This window comes from Nonomuraea sp. KM90 (genome assembly GCF_052246675.1).
Classification (GTDB): Bacteria; Actinomycetota; Actinomycetes; order Streptosporangiales; family Streptosporangiaceae; genus Nonomuraea.
The window spans coordinates 15,722-35,372 of sequence record NZ_JBQQCB010000078.1; the positions used below are offsets into that span (position 1 = coordinate 15,722).

The window sequence follows — 19,651 nt, forward strand, 5'->3', positions numbered from 1 at the left end:
GCGCGGCGCGGGGCGGGTCATCCGCTGCGGCAAGGTCGCAGCGGGCGGGTCACCCGCTACGGCAAGGCCGCCGCCTCCGGTCTTGCCGTCGTCACCATGGCCTGCCTCCCGCGCGGGCTGTGATCATTCGCAGGCAGGTCCTAGGCTGGCGGGGGTGACGGGATCGGCGGCGGGCGCGCGGACGCAGGAGCAGATGCGGCAGCGGAACCTGAGCGAGGTGCTGCGGTGCGTCCACAAGGACGGGGCGGTGTCCCGGGCCGCGCTCAGCCGCCGGATGGGCCTCAACCGCAGCACCATCATGGACCTGACCGCCGAACTCGCCGCGGCCGGGCTCGTCCGCGAGGGCGCTCCCATCGGGCGGGGCCGCGCCGGGCGCCCGTCCATCGTCGTCATGCCCGAGCGGGGGACGGTGTACGGGCTCGCCTTCGACGTCGCCGTGGATCGGCTGCTCGCGGCCCGCGTCGGGCTCGGCGGCCGGGTCCTCGACCGCCGCGAGGCCGTGCGCGCCCGCGCCGGGGTCGACCTGGAGGACGTCGTCGGCGTCCTCGCCGCCTTCGGTCGCGAACTGGTCGTCGGGGCCGGTCCGGGCGCGTTGTGCGTGGGTGTCGGCGCGTCGTACTGCGGGTTGATCAGGCGCGCCGACGGCACGGTCCGGTACGGGCCGCACCTCGGCTGGGTGGACCAGGCGTTCGGCGCGGAACTCGCCGCCGGGCTCGGCCTCGGGCTTCCCGTCGAGGTGGGCAACGAGGCGCACCTGGGTGCGATCGCCGAGCACGTGCGCGGCGCGGGAAGCGACGTCGACAACCTCATCTACCTGCACGGGGACGTCGGCGTCGGCGGCGGGATCATCGTCGGCGGCAAACTCCTGGACGGCGACGCGGGCTACGGCTGCGAGCTCGGGCACATGCTGGTCAACCCGTTCGACGGGCGGCCCTGCCTGTGCGGGTCGCGCGGCTGCCTGGAGGCCGAGGTGGGGGAAGAGGCGCTGCTCGACTACGCGGGACGGTCCGACGAACTCGTCGGGCGCGACGGCATCCGGGCCGTCGTCGCCCTCGCCGGGGCCGGCGACGCCCGCGCGCGGGACGCCCTCGACCGCGTCGGCGACTGGCTCGGCGTCGGCGTCGTCAACCTCATCAACCTGTTCAACCCGGCGCTCGTGGTCTTCGGCGGGATGCTCCGCGACGTCTACCCGGGCGCCGCGCCACGCGTGCACGCCCGGATCGACGCGCATGTCCTGCCGGTGTCGCGCGAACGTGTCCGCCTGGCCGTGACGGCCCTCGGCGACGACACCACGCTCGCCGGGGCCGCCGAACTCGCCTTCGCGAACCTCCTGGACAACCCCCTCAGCACCTTGGCCGCCCTCCGCTGACCCCGGTCACCTTCCCGCACCGTCCGCGGATGGGTGCTGGCACCCATGCCGCCGCCTTCCCCCGGCGTGCTTTCATCGTGCCGACCGCAGGTACGGCGACGCAGAATCGAGGAGTCGGACGGTCCGGGCCCACGGGCGCGGCCGGGACCGTGAGGCTCGTGGAGGCGCAGGGTGGGGCGAAGCAGAGGGTTCGTCGGGTACACGAGCGCGCCCCTGCGCGGCCTGGCGCTGGCAGGGCTCGCGCTGCTGGGACCGCCGCTCCTGGTCGTGATCTTCGTGGGCGCGCACGCGGGGCTGCCGTCCCCGGCGTTCTTCGTCGAGCACGGGCGCCGGCTGCCGACACTGGCCCGGCGGCTGGCCGCCCGGTGGGGTGGCGTGGAGATCGCCTCGCCCTACCGTCCGGCTCCGCCGCCGCCCGTACGCGATGCCGACGGCTGGTACCGCGACGGCGACGCCCTGTTCCGCTCGGCGTTCCTGCCCGCCTACCTGGCGCGGCTGCGGTGGATCGGCCGCGATCCGGCGACCGCGCGCGACCTGTCGTGGATGATGCTCAACCCGCTGGTCGGCGGCGTGCTGGCGGGACTCGCGCCGGCGCTGATCGGCGGCGGGGTCGCGGCGGTGTGGTTCCACCGCCCGGCCGGCGCCGCGGCGATGCTGCTCGGCCTCGCCCTCGGGCCCCGGCTGCTGCACCTGCACGCCCGCTGGACCCGGGTGCTGCTCGCGCCGTCGGCACGCCGCGCGCCGGGTCGCGTCGCGCGGGCCGTCGGGGCGGGGGCCGGCGCCGGGGCCCGTCTGTGCGCGAGCGTCGTGCTGTCCGGGGTGGCGATGGTGTTCGCCGTGGCCCAGGTGGTGTCGATCGGGCTGATGCCGATGCGGCTGTGGCCTGAGACGGTGCTGGGCTCGCGTCGTTTCGTGTCCTGGCGCCGGGCCCGGATCGGCGAGTGGACGGGCGTGCGGATCGCCGAGCCGTACCGCCCCGAGCCGCCGCTGCCCGACCCCGAGCCGGACGGGTCGTACCGGCTGGGGTGGGGGCCGGTCGGGACGGTCCACCAATCGCGGGGAGCCGCCGTGCGGGCGCGGCGCTTCGGATGGATGGTACGCGACCGGGCCTCGTGGCGGGATCTGGCGTGGTTGTTCCTGGAGGTGCCCGTCGCCTCCGTGCTCTTCGCCGGGCCGGCCGCGCTGATCGTCGGCGGGCTGGCCGGGCTGTGCTGGCTGTGGTTGTGGGCCGAGGGGCTGGGCCTCCTCACCGGGCTGACGTGGTCGCCCGACGACCTGCTGCACGCCGCCGTACCGGCGTTGGCGGGCGTCCCGGCTCCGGTGGCCGGCCTGGTCGCCGCCGCCCTCGGCCTGGCGGTCGCCCCGGCGCTGCTGCGCTGCCATGCCCTGCTGAGCCGGTCGCTGCTCGGCCCGACCAGGGCGGCGCTGCTGACGAGCCGGGTGGACACGCTGACCAGCAGCCGCGCCCAGATCCGGGACGCCCAGGCGGCCGAGCTGCGCCGGATCGAACGCGACCTGCACGACGGCGCGCAGGCCCGGTGGGTGGCCGTCGGGATGACGCTGGGGGCGGCGGAAGGGCTCATCGATCGGGATCCCGAGGCGGCCAGGGCGATGATCGCTGGCGCCAAGGACATGTCGGTGATCGCGCTCGGCGAGCTGCGCGAGCTCATCCGGGGCATCCATCCGCCGGTGCTCGCGGACCGCGGGCTCGCCGACGCCGTTCGCACCCTGGCGATGGACGCTCCGCTGGAGGCGGAGGTTCGCGTGCGCCTGCCGGGCCGGGTGGCCGCACCGATCGAGGCGGCGGTCTACTTCGCCGTGTCCGAGTTACTGACCAACGCCGCCAAGCACGCCACCGCGACAAGTGTCCTGGTGGAGCTGCGCCACGCGGACGGCGTGCTGACGGTCACCGTGGCCGATGACGGGCGGGGCGGCGCCGCGGCCGGGCGCGGTGGCGGGCTGCACGGCATCCGCCGTCGGCTCGACGGCTTCGACGGAGTTCTGATCCTGTCCAGCCCACCGGGCGGACCGACCGTTGCCATCTTGGAGATCCCATGCGCGTTGTCCTCGCCGAGGACGTCTACCTCCTCCGGGAAGGGCTCACCCACCTCCTGAGAGCTCACGGCGTCGAGATCGTGGCCGCCGTGGACACCGGCGAGGAATTACTGGACGCCCTGGCCACGCACCGGCCGCACGCCGCGATCGTGGACGTGCGCCTGCCGCCCGGCTACACCGACGAAGGGGTGCGAGCCGCCATCGAGGCCCGCACCCGCCATCCCGGATTTCCCGTCCTGGTCCTGTCGCAGTACGTCGAGCAGATCTACGCCCGCGAGCTGCTGGCCGACGGCGCCGGAGGCGTCGGTTACCTGCTCAAGGACCGGGTGTTCGACACGGGCCACTTCGTCGACGCGCTGCGCCGGGTCGCGGCCGGCGGCACCGCCATGGACCCGGAGGTGATCTCGAAGCTGCTCGGCGGCACCTCTCCCCTGCACCCGGTCGCGTCGCTGAGCCCGCGCGAGCGCGAGGTGCTCCAGCTCATGGCGCAGGGGCGGTCGAACGCCGCCATCGCGGGCCGGCTCTACGTCAGCGAGGGTACGGTCGGCAAGCACATCGCCGCCATCTTCGCCAAGCTCGACCTCGAGGCCACCGACGACACCAACCGCCGGGTCCTGGCCGTGCTGGCGTTCCTCAACCACGCACGGCCGGGGCCGCCGGACCCCGCTGGGCCTTGATCAACGGGTGGGCCGGACCGACAGGGCATGCCGGAACACCCCGCGCGGGTCCCAGCGGGCCTTCACCCGCTGCAGCCGCGGGTAATTGCCGCCGTAGTAGAGCGTGGACCAGGGCACGCCGGAGGTGTTCCACGCCGGATCGGCCAGATCGATGTCGGGATAGTTGACGTAGGCGCCGCCGTTCGCGCCGCCCGGGACCGGTACGCCGCCCGTGTCGGCGTACATCGCCTGGTAGAAGCGCCGCACCCACGCGATGCTCTCGGCGCCCTCCCCTTCCGTCCAGGTGCCCAGATAGAGCGCCTTGAGGATCGAGTCGCGCTCGGCCATGGCGGTCGCGCCGGGGGCCACGGTGTTGACCTGCCCGCCGTACGACGCCAGCAGCAGCACCCCGCTCGAAGAGGCCGGACCGGCCACGCTGAGATGGTCGTAGGCGACCCCGATCTGCCGGTCGGTGAACCGCCGGCGCAGCTGGGCGGATTTGGCCTTGAACCTCCCGGACTCCTGGTCGGCACCGAGCGCTTGCGTGCTGACCGCGTGATACCACGGCAGCCGTCGCACCGGAGGGATGTACGCCCGCGCCCCCACTCCCCGCGTCAGCGCCGCGAAGTACTCGGTGAGCAGGCGTTCGGCGTTCGGAACGGAAGCGTCCATCATGGTCGGCAGGATCATGCCGCCGGGATCCGCCCCCTGGGCGCGGCTCTGGACGATCAGCGCGCTCCAGAGCCCCGCGTACGGCGAGCCGGGGGCGCTGTTGCGCTCATGCCACTCGCCGTGGTTGCGCAGCAAGGTGGTGAAGGACTCCCTGGTCATATCGCTCCACGACCAGGCCGGAGGGCAGACCAGCAGGGCGGGCGGCGGCTTGGGCAGCAGCGCACGGGGGTCCCTCCCCTTCGCCTTCGGGTCGCGCATCCAGTAGCGCGTCACGACGCCGAAGTTCCCGCCTCCGCCGCCCGTGTGCGCCCACCACAGGTCATGGTCGGGGTCGGACGGATCCCTCGTGGCTACCACCGCCCGTGCCCGCCCCGAGCGGTCCACCACCACGACCTCCACGGCATGCAGGTAGTCGACCACCGCCCCCAACCGGCGCGAGTGCTGGCCGTAGCCGCCGCCGGCGATGTGGCCGCCGGCCGCCACCCCGCCGCACTGGCCGCCGGGAATCGTCACCCCCCAGCCCAGGTACAGCTTCCGGTACACCTGCATCAACGTCGCGCCCGCCTCGATCGCGAACGCGCCGCGCCTGTCGTCGAAGTACACCTCCGACATCTCACACATGTCGATCACGACCTGCGCGCCGTCACCGACGAAGTTCTCGTAGCAGTGTCCGCCGCTGCGCACGGTGACCCGTTTGCCGGCGCCGACAGCCTCCTCCACGGCCCTCTCCACCTGCTCGGTCGAGCCGACCACGTGGAAGTACTCCGGTCGGGGGGTGAACCGCTGGTTCGTCCGGCGCACGGCGAGATCCTCATAGCGCGGGTCACCCGCGGCTACCCGGACCGGCCCCAGTTCCTGAGCCCCCGCTCTGGAAGGCGGGCCGAGGCCCAGCACCGCCGTTCCGCCGACTGCCGCCGCCCCGCCCATGAACCCGCGCCGGGTCACCTTGCTCACGATCGACCACCTCCTGCTCGCAGCTGAAATCCGTGCGTTGGCAACGCTAGGAGCGTGGTCACCGGGCGGGGAACCGCCTTGGCACCCGTCTGAGATGGGAGATAACCCCCAGTCAGCCGGCTGTGGCGGATGCCGTACGGGCGCCGCCGGTTTGACGTTGACGCTGCGTCAACTTCTAGCATCGGGGCCATGTCGATCACTGTTCTTGACACCTACGCCGCCATGCGGCGAATCCTGCTGTCCCCGGTCGCGGACCGCGTTGACCTGCTGCGTTCGATGCTGGAGGCCAACAAGGGTATGTACCGCTACCACCCCGGCGAGCTTGACCTGGTAGCCGTACACCTCCAATCGTCCGGGTTCCCCATCGACCGCGACGAGGAACGTTGCCTGGCGGCGCTCGAAACCCTGGCGGCGGCCGGGGCCTGGGAGCGGATGCAACGCGCGCTCGACAACGCTCTCGCCGTACTGCTGGAGGCGACGCCGGGGCTGGAGGCCCCGGACATCACCGTGCTGTTCGTCCTCGGCGATCCGGGTGACGAACACTTCATGGGTCCCTGCCTAGGATTGACTGGGTTCGGCGGCATCTCGGGCAACATCGCCATCACGTGCTGGCCCTTCCCCGAGAACGTGGAGCGACTTGAGGCCACCGCCGTGCACGAACTGCACCACAACCTGCGGTGGAGCCCGGGCGGGGTCGTGTGGGACCCGATGACCGTCACGGTAGGCGAGCACATCGTTGGTGAGGGCCTGGCCGACGCCTTCGCCCGTCAGCTCTACGGCGACGAGCTCGGCCCCGCCCGCATCGGCGTGCCGCACCTGCACGACGACGAGGTCTTCGCCAAGGTGCTCACCGGACTCGACGTGACAGGCATGCACAACTTCACCGCCTGGGTGCACGGCGACCCCGGCGCCGAGCACCTCGGCGTCACCCCGGTGGGACTGCCGATGGGCGCCGGGTACGCCGCCGGCAACCGGCTGGTCGACACCTACCTGGCGGCGACCGGGCGGACGGCGGCGCAGGCCCTGCACGCCGACAGCTCGGAGATCATCGCGACCACGCTGCGCCGCGGGTGACACTGGGACGATGGAGTGGACGATCCAGGAGCTCGCGGCAAGGGCCGGCATCACCAGCCGCACCCTGCGTCACTACGACCGCGTCGGGCTCCTGTCGCCGTCCCGGGTCGGCGCGAACGGGTACCGCTACTACGACTCGGGCGCGGTCGCCCGGCTACAGCGGATCCTGCTCATGCGCCGGCTCGGCATGGGCTTGCCGGCCATCGCCAAGGTCCTGGCGGACGAGGTGGACACGTGCGACGGGCTCCGCGGCCACATCGCCGCGCTGGAGGAGGAACGGGACCGCATCGAACGCCAGATCCGTTCGGTGCGTCACACGCTGGAGGCCCTGCAGGCGGGGGCGGAACCGCGGATGGACGTCATGCTGGCGGGGTTCAACGACCACTACAAGGACGAGGTGATCTCACGCTGGGGCGAGCGCGCGTTCCAAGTGAGCAACGACTGGTGGCACGGCAAGACCCTCGACCAGCAGCGGGCCTGGAAGCAGGACACCGAGGACCTCGTCGCCGCATGGGTCGCCGCGGCGAAGGCCGGGCTTTCCCCGGCATCGGAACACGCTCAGTCGCTGGCCGCCCGGCACGTCCGGTGGCTGAGCCAGATCCCGGGTACCCCCACGGCCGACGGCGACCGGGAGCGCTCGATCGAGATGGTGAAGGGCCTGGGGGACATGTACGTCGACGACCCCCGCTTCACCGGCATGTACGACGACGCCGCGGGGGCGGCGTTCGTCCGCGACGCACTGCACACGTACGCGCGGACCCGGATGTAGCTCGTGCGGTCCGCGGACCGCGACGGCAGGCGGTTCGTGGGAACGCCACGGCCTGAGCGCCTCGTCACCTGCGGGCCGTACCCGCACATCGGATGACGATCAACGATCACCGTCCCGCAGGGCGTCCTGGTCGCGGTCGCCGTCTCCGTCGTCGAGATGCTTGCCCACTTCATGGTCGCCCGGGCGGCGGGTATCCTGCCGTCGATCGTGGCGCGGGCGAGTTAACCGATCTGTGCGTGGCTGGTGTACGAAGTCGTTGATCGAGCGGAGGTTGAGCTGCCTGCCGACGTTGTGACCGGGTTCGTTGGCGGTGGCCTCCTTGGGTGCGTGACCGTCGAAGGCGATTTCCAGACGCCAGCCGTCACGCCGCAGGATGACCGTAGGGCCGGAGGATCGCGGAACGGTCTGCACATCCCAGCCGAGTCGGTTTGCCCGGTGGGTGAGCGCGTGTGGATTCACCGATTCGTACTCCTTATTCGAACGGGGTCCAGCGGAGTTGACCTACGGGCTGTCACGGGAACTGATGCGATGGGTGGGCGGTTGGTCGATCCCTTCTATCGAGAGGACGGTCGAAAGTCCGGTTTCGGTTCCATGGCGAGCTTTGCTGGGCGGATCCTGTTGCCGCATCACCGCGTTGGACCGCCGCCGTAACCCCGGGATCGGGCCCCGCTCGGCCACGGATCGGTGAGGTCTCCACGCGCCATGGCGATGGCCTCCTGGCTTGCCTCCCAGGGGCAGGCGCAGCCGGCCCAAGCCCCGCCTGGACGCAGACGATCCCTAAAGGGTCAGCCATGAATGGCGCTCGGCGTGCGTCGTCCGCGACGCGGATCCCCGTCTGAGGTTAGACAGGGAAACGGCGCCCTACCTGGGGCGATGTGGAGCGACGGAGTCGGGGGCGAGATGGATTCCGCTGTGATGGTGCCCACCGGGTTGCAGGAGGCCGTCGAGGCCCGCGTGGTGGAGCGTAGCGAGGAGCGCCGCCGGAGGATCGAGCTCCTCCAGGAGCCGGGCGGGATCGCCATGGCCGACGACCCGGCGCGGATCGCGACCCGGATCGACCGGCTCAGCCGCTATCACCCGGATGTGCGTCCGGTCAGCCCGGCGGCCATCGCCGCGCACGAGCCGGCGGCGATGGCGGCGGCCGGCGCGATCCTGGAACGGATCATCCAGACCAACGACCTGCTCGGCGTGGCGTACCTGGAGGGCGGCGTCGCCGCCGCACGGGCGGTGGGCCGGATCACGATCCGCGACCGGCGGGGACGGCTCGCGGGGTACGGCACCGGCTCGCTCGTGTCGCCGGAGCTGCTGCTGACCAACCATCACGTCCTGAGCGAGGCCGGCACCGCCGAGCCCAGCATCGTCGAATTCGACTACCAGGACGGTATCGACGGCCGGCCGCGCCCGCTACGGGACCTGCCGCTGGACCCGGGCCGCTTCTTCCTCGCCGACGAAGGGCTGGACATCGCGCTCGTGGCCGTCAAGGCGAGCCCGGCGCAGCTGGCGTCGTTCGGGTTCAACCCGCTGGTGCAGGCGGAGGGCAAGGCGATCGTCGGGGACTTCGTGACGATCATCCAGCACCCACGGGGCGAGAAGAAGCAGATCGCCCTGCGAGAGAACCGGATCGTCGACGTCAAGGACCTGTTCCTGCACTACGAGAGCGACACCGATCCGGGCTCCTCCGGTTCCCCGGTCTTCAACGACCAGTGGGAGATCGTCGCCTTGCATCATGCGAGCGTGGCGGCACCCGGGCATGCGGAGCTCGGCGGCATCGTCAACGAAGGGATCAGGGTGAGCCGGCTGCTCGCCTTCCTCCGCGACCAGCGGCTCCCCTCCACACAGCAGGCCCTGCTCGACAGGGTGTTCGCCGAACAGATCAGACTGACCGGCACCACGCCCAGGGAGCCGCGCCCGCCGCTTGACGGGGCGGCGAGTGACGGGGCGGCGAGTGACGGGGCGGCGCGTCCGACGCCCGCTGGAACGGCGCGGCCCGGCCATGACGGGTGGACGCCCGATGGGTGGACGCCTGACGGACCGGTGCCCGCCGGAACGCCGGCTGAGGGAACGCCGGCTGAGGGAACGGTGCGGCCGCCCTCCGATGGGACGGCGCGGACCCTGGCGGTCACGGCGCCGTTCGACCTGTACATCCGGTGCGAGGCGGCCGATCCCGGCAGACAGTCGCCGACGCAGGAGGCCGTCTCCATCGATCCCGACTACTCCACCCGCCGGGGCTACGACCCGGCCTTCCTCGCCGGGGGCCATCGCGTCCCGCTGCCCGCCCTGCATCCCGACCTGGTGCCGCTGGCGGCGGTCAACCGGTCTCCTTCACCCGCCGCCGGCCCTCCGTACGTGCTGCCCTACCACCACTTCAGTGTGGTGTTGAACAAGCGGCGGCGGCTGGCGTTCTTCACGGCGGTCAACATCGACGGCAACGCCAGTGTCCGGCTGCGCAGGGAGCCCGACCGCTGGACCTTCGACCCGCGGGTGCCCGAGGAACACCAGGCCGGTGAGGAGATCTACCGCGCCAACCCGCTCGACCGCGGTCACCTGGTCCGCCGCCTGGACCCCGCGTGGGGCCCCTCTCGCGGGGTCGCCAAGCTGGGCAACGACGACACCTTCCACTTCACCAACTGCGCCCCGCAGCACGCGGACTTCAACCAGAACCAGACCACCTGGGCCGGGCTGGAGGACTACATCCTGGAGAACGCCGACAACCGGGACCTCACGGTGAGTGTCTTCACGGGGCCGGTCCTGGCGGACGACGACGATCCGTACCGGGGGGTTCAGCTCCCCCGCCAGTTCTGGAAGGTCGTCGTCATGGTGAAGCGGACCGGCGAGTTGTCCGCGACCGGTTACCTGCTCAGCCAGGAACGGCTCATCAACGGCCTGGAGGTCGTGCCCGAGGACTTCTCGTACGGCGAGTACAAGACCTTCCAGGTGCCGGTGCGGCGAATCGAGGGCCTCACCCGGCTGTCGTTCGGTGACCTCGCCGCGGCGGATCCCCTCGACCGCATGGAGGCGGCCACCACCGCGAAGGAGATCTCCGACCCACGTCGGATCCAGCTGTGAGCCTGTCCGGCGGCAACCTCGAGGTGTCAGCGCGGCTTGCCCCACGTCGGGTACGGCAGCGCGAATCGCAGCCACACGGTGACCGTGGTGTTCCTGACCACCTGGACACCCGGTTGAGGGTGCTGACGAGCCACGATGCCCTGCGTGGGAGGTGACTCGGGATCGATGTGTCGAGCGTCCAGATCGACGTGGGCACGCGAGGCCTCGAGCCGGGCGTCGTTGATCGCCATGCCGGTGAGGTCGGGGGTGATGGTCATGTGGCGTGGCAGCGGCCAGAAGGGCGGCCGCGGTGAGCGTGACCCCTCCCGGTGGGGTCCACGGCACATCGCTCGTGGACATGCCGTGGCGCGGGTCGAAGAAGCAGGCCGGTCGTCGCTCGGGAAGCGGGTTTCCGGTACGGCGCGCGTCCAGGAGCGCCAGCGTGAACCTGCCCTCCATCAGGCATTCGGTCACGGCGCTCACGTCCTCCAGGCGCACCACCCGCGCGACCGTTCTCTTCGCGGTCTCGTAGCTGTCGAGAGCCTTGATCATGTCCGCTCTCATGTCCTCGTCGGCTTCGGGTTCCCCGGGCGAGAAGTCCAGCTGATCGAGCTCCTCGCCGAAGCTGGTGATGTCCTCCTCCACGGCGGCGAGTACCCGCTCCAGCTCTGCCCGGCGGGAGAGAATGCGGGACCTTCTTCGCAGGAATCCCAGTGGCCGGCAAGGCAAGCACAGCCAGGGCGAGCGCGACGGCAATTCCCACTTCGGGATTCATCCGGCCTCCGGGCATCGTTGCCGATGCCGACCAGGCTTCCCGGCTCACCCGCTGTCCACGGTAGTTCATGAGCACCGGTGTGTCCCACTATCGTCGTACTGGATCCGTACAAGATCGACGGCAACAGCGCCAGGGATACGGCCGTGAGGATGGCCGGCGGCGCGCCCGTACAGACAAGGAAACCGTATGACCACCACCGCGCTCATCGTCGGAGACCTGCAGGCGGGCATCGTGGACAACTATCCCTTCGCTGCCGGCGTGCTCCCCGTCGTGGAAAAGGTGCTCCCCGCGGCCCGAGCCTCCGGAATCCCGGTGATCTTCATCCGTTTCGGGCTCCGGGCCTCAGGCCTCGATGTGGCCGCGGGAAACCGGTTGATCAGCGGCCTGCACGGGGCGGGGACGCTGTTTCACGAAGAATCCCCCGAGACGCTCGTGCACCCGCGCATCGCGCCGCTGCCGGGCGAGGCCGTCGTCCTCAAGCGCCGCGCCAGCGCCTTCGCGGCGACCGACCTCGATCGGCTCCTGCGCGCCCAGCACATCGACTCGATCGTGCTGACCGGTGTCGCGACCGGCGCGATGATCGCCGCTACCCTCTACGACGCCTCCGACCGCGACTACCACGTGACGGTGCTCAGCGACGCCTGCGCCGACGCGGAACCGGACGTGCACGACTTCCTGATCAACCGCGTCTTCCCGGCCAGGGGTGCTGACGTCCTCACCGGCCACGAGTGGACCGCCCGCCTGTGACCGGCCCTCGGCCGTGGGAGCGCCGGACACCCTGCTGTACTACAGCGGCGACTACACCGACGCCGCTTCCTCCGTACTGCACCCCACGACGAGGACCTGGCCAAGGAGACGAGCGTCGACACGGCCTGGCTCGCCCCGCTCCACGACCTGGTGAGGCGGCGGCTGAGGCGGGCCACGGCGATCACAGCATCTCGGCCCTCACCGAGGTGCTCAGGCAGCCGACACCGCGGCGATGACGGGACCGACCGTCCAGCCGGCCGGACTGCCGCAGCCCCTGGCCAGGCCGCGGGTGCGGGCGACGATGGCCGTGACCCCGCCTCAGCGTTTGAGGACCTGGAGAGGATCGCTCTGCACCAGGCCGGCGTCCGGCTGGAGGACGACGTAGACCATCAGCGCGACCGCGACCACCTGCGGCAGCACCCCGCTCAGGCGCGCCGGCCAGCCGACGAACCCGTAGAGGGCGGCGAGATCGTTCCTGGTGGTCGTGGGCCGGCGTTCGAGCCGGCGCACGGTCTTGACGTCGATCGCGATGGCGGCCATGGACAGCACACCCCAGACGAGCAGCGAGCGTTGCACCGTCCAGACGGCGGGGTCCTGGCCGATCAGCCGCGACACCAGCTGGTGCCCGAGCGCGGCGACGACATAGCTCACGGCGATCGGCAGGACCTTGATCGCGCCGGCCCGGCCGGGCAGATGCCGCCACAGCAGGCCGAGCAGCAGGCCGGGAACGGACCAGAAGAGAATCTCGTGGAGGATCAGCGCGGGCACGCGCAGCCCGCCGAGGGGCTGCCCGCCGGCGACGCTCCAGTACGGCGTGCTGAGCTCGGCGTACAGGAACCAGATCGCGGGAACGCAGCCCAGCGCGCCCGTGATGGCGGCGGCGAAACGGGCCGTCCGCCAGGGGTCGAGGTGGGGCCCGTACGCGAAGGCCAGGCGTACGTAGTCGATGTCGTCCGTCGCGGGCTCGTCCCGCTCATCCTGCTCCGCGCGGGAGGAACGGTAACGCCTGCGGGCCTCGTCGAGCAGCGCGGCGTGCTTCTGTACCGCCGAGCCGGGCAGCCGTTCCACGGCGGCGCGGACCGCCGGCCGGTTCAGCGGCGCCCATGACCGGCTGCAGGCCAGCGCGAGCCAGAGCACGAGCCCGGCCGCGACCACGGACAGGGGCAACGAGGTCCCCAGCAGACTGTCGGTCCAGTCGAACGTGGCCGCCGCGAAGACCCAGATGACCAGCGCGAGGTCGCGCCCGGCCGCGAGCGGGCCGTGCACCGCGGTTCTGGCGTGCAGTTGCGCGATCACGGCGAGGATGGTGACAGCGGCGAGCAGGTCGGTGAGTGTCAGCGCCAGGTCCCAGCTGTACCAGGTGACGCCGGTCACGAGCTCGTCGAAGGGCTGCACCTTGTCGTGGAGCCAGTTCGAGTACGGAACACGCTGTGCGTGATGGTTGACGAAGACCGCGATCGCCGCGGTCGCGATCGCGAGCCCGCCGAGCACCACCCAGCGGCGGACCCGCCCCACCTGTTCGTCCAAGGGGCGATCGCGCATCACGTGGAGGAGCTGGAGCACGGTCATGACGACGGTCAGGGTGACGATGTAGGCGTTCAGCAGGATTCCGGACTCGTCGGCGACAAAGGGACCGAGGACCATCAGCACGATTCCCCACAGGGGGATGCGGAACGCGCCGATCCTGGCCACCACAACGATCATGGACGTCCAGAAGAGCACGTCGAGCAGGATGTACAGCTGCCTCCAAGGCTCCGTGTCGAGGATCCCCCCGGTGTCCAGCGCGTCGTAGAGGACCATGTCGGCGACGACGGCGAGCGACACCACGACCTGCAGCAGGAGGATGCGGTACGCCCGGCGGGAGGTGGCCGCCAGGTACCGCCGGCTGTCGGAGCCGGCCGACCGTCGCGGGTGCTCGGCCCGCCAGGGCTCCTCCGCGCGCGCCCGCCGGACCGCCACCAGGGCCCAGGCCAGCACGGCGGCATAGGACAGGTGTTCCATGGCGAAGGCCCACGTGCTGCCCGGGACCTCCGCCATGGCCACCACCGCGCGGGCCTGGAGGTCAGGCGTCAGGGTGAGGACCGGCTGCTCCCGTAACGCCGTCTTGTCCGTCCAGGTCAGGACGCCGGCCCGGGCCGTGTCCGGGGTGAGTCCCGGGTCGGAGGTCCAACCGGCAGGCAGGTGTACGTCGATCCGCTCCCAGGTCGCCCGGTCCAGCGCCTTGGGGGCGGCGAGAGTGAGGCTCCACACCGCGGGTGTGAGGTCCGTACGCCAGGGGCCGACCGCGGTGGCCGTGCCGGCGTTGTTGGCGGAGGTCTCCACCTCGTCCGCGACCGTCACGGTCGAGTCGCCGATCTCCACCGTGGGAAGGTGCCGCCGCTCCTCCCACTCGCTGCCGGATTCGCCAGCGGGGCCGAACAGGCAGCGCATGGCGTGCCGGTATCCGGCCGATTCGGGATGGGCGAGCAGGTCGCCGGTCCACGGCCAGCTCACCGGTATCGAGACGGTGAACCGGCTGCGGATCGACGGGATGTCCACGTGGTCGGCCACGACCGTCAGCCTGGCCGTCATCCTCGCGTCCGCCAGGACGTCCGCGCGGCAGCCGGCGGCCGTGGCCGGGTGGTTCACGCCGGTGTCGACGATCGCCATCACCGCCCCGGTCAGGGCGAGCGCGGAGAGCAGGAGGGACGCCAGGAGGGCCTTCTCCCCCGGTTTCCACGGGCGCCGGTCCGATCTCCGGATCCGGGTGGGACGGGCGGCGAGGCGGGTCCGTGCCGGGAACGGACCCGTACGCAGGCGGCGCAGCATGAGGCACATGCTGACGGCGAAGAGGTGCGGCGCGGACCCGTCGATCACGAATGATTCGGAATCGTATCCCGGCGGTCACCATGGCTCCCGCCCTCACCACGGTGCGAGCCGCGGGACGATCACGGTTCGCAGTGAGCGAAGCCGCAAAGGTCAGGAGCGGCCGACCGTCGCCCTCACCCGCAGCTCGACGGAAGCGTCCTGGCACTGACAGGTCTCTGGGTGCTCAATGGGCTGATATTCGGGAAACGTCGCCTGCCCCTCCCCGATCTCCCGCCCGGACTGGTCACGTACGACGGCTTTGACTGTCACGCGTGAATAGTCCTGGAGCTTTCCCGGCAGTGAGACGCCGAAGGCTGGGACCGCAGCAGAGGGCGCGCCGGTGCCGGTGGGCACCACCCAGGCGCCTTCCTGGCATGGCCCCCGTCCGTCGCACAGCTCGTAGGTCCGCCCCGCCGCCAGGATCGCCTGGTCCGCGATGAGTCGCACCCTGTTTCCAGGGCACGGCCCGCACAGCACGGGGCTGCCGCGGCCGGCGAGCAGCACGGCGCCCACCGCGGTCATCGTGAGCAGCGACAAAGCGTACGGGGGCGGCGCGGCGACCACGGTCTCCTCCTTGCGGCGAACGAAGCTCACCGGCGGGCAACTCCCCCGAATCCTCCCTCTCTTGGCGTCAAAGCACATCACATCCGGAGCCGCCGCGCTGTGCGCAGGAGCACCAGGCCAGCGGGTAGATGTGCGCAGAACGATCGAAGGCCAGGGGCGATGGTGGGGAAGGCCGGATTCCGTGCTCGCCGAAGGCCGGGGGGCACCCGCGATCCGCAGCAGCCAGACGCATCTGGGCGGCCGTACTCCTCCTCCTCGCGCTGATCGCCACCGTCATGGCGGCCCCGGCCGGCGCGGCACCCTCACATCCCCCAGCCCGAAGGACGAACACATGATGTACCGGCTTCGCGCCGACGCGCCGCCGCGGCATCCAGCCGCCGTGGCGCAGCCGCGCACGCTGGTGACGGACCCGGCAGGCCTCTTCACCGAACTCGCCCGGCTGAACCTCCCGTACGGCGACTACGTGGTGTGCGGTTCCGCCGTCCTGTACGTACGCAATCTGCGGACCTGCATGGGCGACCTGGACGTGCTGGCCCGCGGCGCCGCGTGGGGCATCGCGCTCGCCCTCGGGGTCACGCCCAGGGCGGCCCCGTCCGGCCACGGGCAGGTGATCAACCACCCGGCGTTCGCCATCGAGTTCGTCGACCGCTGGACGCCCGGATGGTCGACGCACCGCCTCATCGAGACCGCCGATCTGATCGACGGGATCCCGTTCATGCGGCTGGGCGACGTCCTCGCGTGGAAGGCATCCGCTCGCCGGCCCAAGGACCTGCCGGACATCTCCGCCATCGACAACCTGCGGCGGCTGTGGAGCGAACCTCTGACCGGGCCGGTATCCGGCCGGCCGCTCCAGGGCCGGCCGAGCTTGGCGGTCCCGGCATGACGGCGCACCGTCACCGCTGACCGAACCCCGTCCCCCTCTTGATCTCACCCGGCGCGTTCGTCACCCGCCATCAGTAGTGGATTGACGGAATTGCGCCTTGCGATGGCCGCAGCGACACTACACTTCTCTTTGTATGCGATCGATAACTATGAGCAATCTTCGGTCGTGTGGCAGCGCGTGTTGCGTGCGCAGCTGCCCGTGCCGCCCAGACCTTGCGACACGCACCTCGAGCAAACAGCCGAGCCCGCTGGTGGGGAGACCAAGGGGCCGGTGACGGAGGCGGATCCGCAGGCCATCGACGTGCGGGCGGGACGCCGGAGGGGGCGTCTCGTCCGGTCCCCTCACGGAGAGGGCGGAGCGGCGCGGTGGGTGGCGTGACGATTGAGGACGGCCGGCGACCGGGCACGCTGGTGGTGTCCGGGGAACTGGACATCGTCGGCAAGCCGGCGCTGTGCACGGCGGTGCGCCGGGCGCTGCGGGAGCGGCGGGCCGATGTGGTGCTGGATGTGGCCGGGGTGTCGTTCATCGACGCGCAAGGGCTGTCGGCCCTGGTGGTGAGCCGGCTCATGGCCGTACGGGCGGGAGGGCGGTTGCGGCTGGTGGCGGTGCCGGTGCTCATGGCCCGGCTGCTGCGGCTGACCGGGCTGGATCGCGTCCTGCTGTGACCTTCGCGGTTCGCCGCCGGGCCGGAGCCGGTCGCCCACCCGCGAAAGTCCTCACAGTCCTGGCGCGGCGAGCACGGCACTGATCGCCGCGCTCAGCAGCAAGGTCGCGCCCATGATCGGCCCGGCCGATCGGCTGGTCGGCGTGGTGGCGCCGCGCAGGCTTCGTGCCGCCGCACCGAGCGCGACCAGTTGCACGACACCGACGACCGCCACACCGAGGTCCTCCAGCAACAGCGCCAGGGGCAGGAAATGCGCCGCCACGACCAGCGCGACCCACCACGCCATCCACCGGGACGCCCCGCGCCTGGCCAGCACGAGGCACCCGGCTCCCGCGGCGACGACCTCTGCCGCGACCAGGACGCCGAACCAGGCGTACTTCCCCTCCAGCGCGCTCGGCTGGTCCCAGTTCGCGGCGGTCAGCACCCCGAAAGCCACCGCGAACCCGACGCCCAGCACCGACCCCGCGCCCAGCCAGATCCTCCAGCGGCGATCCGGGTCCTCCTGAGCCCAGCCGAACCACACGAAGGCCATCAGTCCGAACCACGCCGTCGTGAAGCACTGGTCGCGTAAGAACCCTGTCAGCATCAGCACTCATTTCCCGTGGGCGACCGTCGGAGGGCGGAGCGGAGCGTTCACGTCTGGCGAAACGCATGCCACACCCTAGCGATCTCTCCCATGAGCGCGTGACGGCGCCGCCTACCGCGTGTCTCCGCCGCTCTTCCTGGCGGATCTCGCGATGTGCCGCTCGGCCCAATAGACGACGTGATCGGCTACTCGCTCCCATTGGGGGGCGCCGAGGGAGAAGTGCGGCATGCGGGCGAACTCCTGGTAGTCGGTGACCGCACGGGACTTGCGATAGCGCTGGTAGGTCTCCCGTACGAGCGTGACGGGGACGGTGTGGTCGGCGCCGCCGGCGATCAGGAGCAGCGGGGCGCGGGTGTCGTTGTGCACGTTCACCCTGGTGGCGGGGTGCCGTCGCAGGTTGGCGGTGGCGGCCTGGAACAGCGGCCGGCCGGGGGCGGGCACGTGGTAACGCTGGTAGATCGCCTCCGACTCCTGCGCGGTCAGCGTGTTGGTGAACGCGTAATGGAACCGTTTGGCGCTCAGCGCCACGGTCCTGGAGCGGTTGCCGGGGTTGGACAGGACCGGGAAGGCCGAACGCAGGCTGCTGATCGGCAGCCGCCACACGCCCTGGATCGGGGCGGGGTGGATCGCGACGCCGGCGACGCCGAGGCCGCGGTCCAGCAGGATCTGCGTGATCAGGCCGCCGAAGGAGTGGCCGACGATGATGGGCGGCCGGGTCTGCTCGCGGACGATCTTCTCGTAGAAGTCGGCCACTTCGGTGACGCCCAGGCCGTTCATGACCTCCGGGTTCTTGCGCAGGGCTTCGACCTCGATCTCCATGCCGGGCCAGGCCGGGGCGGACACCTGGTGGCCGAGCCCGGTGTAGCGCTCGATCCAGTGTTCCCAGGCGCGCGGGGTCAGCCACAACCCATGGATGAGGACGATGGGGGGCTTGGTCTCTGTGTTGTCGGTCATGGGGCTCTCCTGCAAGGTCATTGGTCAGGCTGCCGGCAGCCGTGGAGGTCGCCGGGTGCCGGCCACCTTCAGGGGATGGGGGTTGGCTGCCACGAGTGCCTCCGAGATCCGTGTCGTCGCCTCCAGCGGACAGCAGTACGCGGCCCGAGGAAACGGGCAATACACGCGAGGCTCATCTCCTCAGCTGATAACCGGAGGAGACCGACATCACCCCGTCACGGGGTACGATAAGGAAACCGAGGACTCTTCGAGCGTTGGCACTCAGGTCGGCGTCGCCCGCGGCGAACCACCACCGGCCCTTCGACGGGCCCGGACAGGTCAGGCGAGCATGACGTCGACGCTTCTTCCTCAACCGGCACCGCTCGGCTCCCCCTCGTCGTCTGTCCCGCAGGTTGATTCCGCGGCACGGCTCACCCTCCACCCGCTGCCGAACCACCGGTCCGTGGTGGACGGAGCCTGGTGGCCCCACTCCTCCGACGCGGCGGCCGAACTGCCCGGCCTCATCGCCGCCGCCGACCGGCTGCTCGATCGGGTCACGCTCCGCATCGGCGTCCATGGGGATGCGTGGCAGAACATCCCGCCCCGCGTTCCGGCCCGCGGGCGGCAGGTCCGCATCGGCTGGTTCCGCTACACCGACCCGCGCGTGATCACTCTCAGCTTCGCCTCGGGCGATCCGGTCGTCTTGCTGGTCATCCCGCCGGGCACGCCAGCCGGGGCCGCCGAGGCGACGCTCCGGCTCTCCGCCCAGGACATCGCCGGCCTGGCGCTCGACGGCATCCTCGACAGGGTGAACGAGGGCCGGACGGCCACCTCGACCGGCGAACGGTCAGCACCCGTGTGACCCCACATACCGCCTGCCGGCCGGATTGAGCGGCTCAGGGCACCGCCGGTAATGGCGGCGGGCCGATCTCCGGCCGGCAGGCTTCCCATCCGTTCCAGTTTCTCCAACGAGGAGACGCCCATGACCGTCATCGACACCGCCTCGCTCGGTCAGGGCAGGTTGGAGAGATGAAATCAGCGCCAAGGGGTAGGGGGCA

General features: G+C 71.3%; 17 protein-coding genes. 10 read left to right on the forward strand and 7 right to left on the reverse strand.

Features of this window, described 5'->3' with window-relative positions:
* Positions 1 to 145 precede the first annotated feature (145 nt).
* The 3 genes from ACTWPW_RS43825 to ACTWPW_RS43835 all read left to right on the forward strand — a co-directional run bounded on the left by ACTWPW_RS43825 (position 146) and on the right by ACTWPW_RS43835 (position 4,101).
* Positions 146 to 1,369 carry an ROK family protein gene (locus tag ACTWPW_RS43825; protein ID WP_375108849.1) on the forward strand — a complete coding sequence of 408 codons (1,224 nt, stop codon included), beginning with the start codon at positions 146 to 148 and terminating at the stop codon, positions 1,367 to 1,369.
* A gap of 171 nt (positions 1,370 to 1,540) precedes the next feature.
* Positions 1,541 to 3,484 carry a sensor domain-containing protein gene (locus ACTWPW_RS43830; protein ID WP_443172202.1) on the forward strand — a complete coding sequence of 648 codons (1,944 nt, stop codon included), beginning with the start codon at positions 1,541 to 1,543 and terminating at the stop codon, positions 3,482 to 3,484.
* On the forward strand, positions 3,424 to 4,101 hold the full coding sequence (locus ACTWPW_RS43835) for a response regulator transcription factor (protein WP_443172203.1): 678 nt from the start codon (positions 3,424 to 3,426) through the stop codon (positions 4,099 to 4,101). Before ACTWPW_RS43830 ends, ACTWPW_RS43835 begins: the two co-directional genes overlap by 61 nt.
* On the opposite strand, the gene ACTWPW_RS43840 is transcribed toward ACTWPW_RS43835, so the two are convergent.
* On the reverse strand, positions 4,102 to 5,706 hold the full coding sequence (locus ACTWPW_RS43840; RefSeq protein ID WP_443172204.1) for a BBE domain-containing protein: 1,605 nt from the start codon (positions 5,704 to 5,706) through the stop codon (positions 4,102 to 4,104).
* Between the two features lie 189 nt (positions 5,707 to 5,895).
* Here ACTWPW_RS43840 and ACTWPW_RS43845 point away from each other — a divergent pair, with 189 nt between their 5' ends.
* Together ACTWPW_RS43845 and ACTWPW_RS43850 are read left to right on the forward strand one after the other, a co-directional pair.
* Positions 5,896 to 6,780, forward strand: coding sequence for a DUF2268 domain-containing protein (locus tag ACTWPW_RS43845; protein ID WP_375108092.1), 885 nt, complete (start codon positions 5,896 to 5,898; stop codon positions 6,778 to 6,780).
* Positions 6,781 to 6,790: 10 nt separating this feature from the next.
* A complete protein-coding gene (locus ACTWPW_RS43850; RefSeq protein ID WP_375108093.1) occupies positions 6,791 to 7,549 on the forward strand; it encodes a MerR family transcriptional regulator in 759 nt (252 codons plus the stop codon).
* A 99-nt stretch (positions 7,550 to 7,648) separates the two neighbouring features.
* On the opposite strand, the gene ACTWPW_RS43855 is transcribed toward ACTWPW_RS43850, so the two are convergent.
* Positions 7,649 to 8,008 (reverse strand): hypothetical protein, encoded by a 360-nt coding sequence (locus tag ACTWPW_RS43855; RefSeq protein ID WP_443172205.1) that lies wholly within the window; start codon positions 8,006 to 8,008, stop codon positions 7,649 to 7,651.
* A 441-nt stretch (positions 8,009 to 8,449) separates the two neighbouring features.
* On the opposite strand from ACTWPW_RS43855, the gene ACTWPW_RS43860 reads away from it, so the two are divergent.
* Complete coding sequence (locus ACTWPW_RS43860) at positions 8,450 to 10,615, forward strand: DNA/RNA non-specific endonuclease (protein ID WP_443172206.1); 2,166 nt, start codon at positions 8,450 to 8,452, stop codon at positions 10,613 to 10,615.
* 26 nt (positions 10,616 to 10,641) lie between these two features.
* Here ACTWPW_RS43860 and ACTWPW_RS43865 read toward each other — a convergent pair whose 3' ends face one another.
* Positions 10,642 to 10,872, reverse strand: a complete 231-nt coding sequence (locus ACTWPW_RS43865) for a PASTA domain-containing protein (RefSeq protein ID WP_443172207.1) — start codon at positions 10,870 to 10,872, stop codon at positions 10,642 to 10,644.
* A gap of 683 nt (positions 10,873 to 11,555) precedes the next feature.
* Between ACTWPW_RS43865 and ACTWPW_RS43870 the strand changes: the two genes are divergently transcribed.
* Positions 11,556 to 12,116 carry a cysteine hydrolase family protein gene (locus ACTWPW_RS43870; protein WP_375108097.1) on the forward strand — a complete coding sequence of 187 codons (561 nt, stop codon included), beginning with the start codon at positions 11,556 to 11,558 and terminating at the stop codon, positions 12,114 to 12,116.
* Between the two features lie 318 nt (positions 12,117 to 12,434).
* Here the strand turns inward: ACTWPW_RS43870 and ACTWPW_RS43875 are convergent, their stop codons facing one another.
* Together ACTWPW_RS43875 and ACTWPW_RS43880 are read right to left on the reverse strand one after the other, a co-directional pair.
* Positions 12,435 to 14,972: a DUF6185 family protein gene (locus ACTWPW_RS43875; protein WP_443172208.1), complete on the reverse strand. Its 2,538-nt coding sequence runs from the start codon at positions 14,970 to 14,972 to the stop codon at positions 12,435 to 12,437.
* 102 nt (positions 14,973 to 15,074) lie between these two features.
* Positions 15,075 to 15,557 (reverse strand): hypothetical protein, encoded by a 483-nt coding sequence (locus ACTWPW_RS43880; protein WP_443172209.1) that lies wholly within the window; start codon positions 15,555 to 15,557, stop codon positions 15,075 to 15,077.
* Between the two features lie 301 nt (positions 15,558 to 15,858).
* On the opposite strand from ACTWPW_RS43880, the gene ACTWPW_RS43885 reads away from it, so the two are divergent.
* Together ACTWPW_RS43885 and ACTWPW_RS43890 are read left to right on the forward strand one after the other, a co-directional pair.
* Positions 15,859 to 16,410, forward strand: coding sequence for a hypothetical protein (locus ACTWPW_RS43885; RefSeq protein WP_375108100.1), 552 nt, complete (start codon positions 15,859 to 15,861; stop codon positions 16,408 to 16,410).
* A 374-nt stretch (positions 16,411 to 16,784) separates the two neighbouring features.
* Positions 16,785 to 17,075: an STAS domain-containing protein gene (locus ACTWPW_RS43890; RefSeq protein WP_364137241.1), complete on the forward strand. Its 291-nt coding sequence runs from the start codon at positions 16,785 to 16,787 to the stop codon at positions 17,073 to 17,075.
* Positions 17,076 to 17,126: 51 nt separating this feature from the next.
* Here the strand turns inward: ACTWPW_RS43890 and ACTWPW_RS43895 are convergent, their stop codons facing one another.
* Together ACTWPW_RS43895 and ACTWPW_RS43900 are read right to left on the reverse strand one after the other, a co-directional pair.
* On the reverse strand, positions 17,127 to 17,660 hold the full coding sequence (locus ACTWPW_RS43895) for a hypothetical protein (protein ID WP_443172210.1): 534 nt from the start codon (positions 17,658 to 17,660) through the stop codon (positions 17,127 to 17,129).
* Between the two features lie 111 nt (positions 17,661 to 17,771).
* Positions 17,772 to 18,614, reverse strand: coding sequence for an alpha/beta hydrolase (locus ACTWPW_RS43900; RefSeq protein ID WP_375108102.1), 843 nt, complete (start codon positions 18,612 to 18,614; stop codon positions 17,772 to 17,774).
* A gap of 328 nt (positions 18,615 to 18,942) precedes the next feature.
* Here ACTWPW_RS43900 and ACTWPW_RS43905 point away from each other — a divergent pair, with 328 nt between their 5' ends.
* Positions 18,943 to 19,455, forward strand: a complete 513-nt coding sequence (locus ACTWPW_RS43905; RefSeq protein WP_443172211.1) for a DUF5994 family protein — start codon at positions 18,943 to 18,945, stop codon at positions 19,453 to 19,455.
* Positions 19,456 to 19,651 lie beyond the last annotated feature (196 nt).

What these genes read in the sequence shown, in the direction of transcription:
- ACTWPW_RS43835 (WP_443172203.1), top strand. Translation starts at nt 3,424, where the DNA reads ATGCGCGTTGTCCTCGCCGAGGACGTCTACCTCCTCCGGGAAGGGCTC.
- ACTWPW_RS43845 (WP_375108092.1), top strand. Translation starts at nt 5,896, where the DNA reads ATGTCGATCACTGTTCTTGACACCTACGCCGCCATGCGGCGAATCCTG.
- ACTWPW_RS43850 (WP_375108093.1), top strand. Translation starts at nt 6,791, where the DNA reads ATGGAGTGGACGATCCAGGAGCTCGCGGCAAGGGCCGGCATCACCAGC.
- ACTWPW_RS43860 (WP_443172206.1), top strand. Translation starts at nt 8,450, where the DNA reads ATGGATTCCGCTGTGATGGTGCCCACCGGGTTGCAGGAGGCCGTCGAG.
- ACTWPW_RS43865 (WP_443172207.1), bottom strand. Translation starts at nt 10,872, where the DNA reads ATGACCATCACCCCCGACCTCACCGGCATGGCGATCAACGACGCCCGG.
- ACTWPW_RS43870 (WP_375108097.1), top strand. Translation starts at nt 11,556, where the DNA reads ATGACCACCACCGCGCTCATCGTCGGAGACCTGCAGGCGGGCATCGTG.
- ACTWPW_RS43885 (WP_375108100.1), top strand. Translation starts at nt 15,859, where the DNA reads ATGATGTACCGGCTTCGCGCCGACGCGCCGCCGCGGCATCCAGCCGCC.
- ACTWPW_RS43895 (WP_443172210.1), bottom strand. Translation starts at nt 17,660, where the DNA reads ATGCTGACAGGGTTCTTACGCGACCAGTGCTTCACGACGGCGTGGTTC.
- ACTWPW_RS43900 (WP_375108102.1), bottom strand. Translation starts at nt 18,614, where the DNA reads ATGACCGACAACACAGAGACCAAGCCCCCCATCGTCCTCATCCATGGG.
- ACTWPW_RS43905 (WP_443172211.1), top strand. Translation starts at nt 18,943, where the DNA reads ATGACGTCGACGCTTCTTCCTCAACCGGCACCGCTCGGCTCCCCCTCG.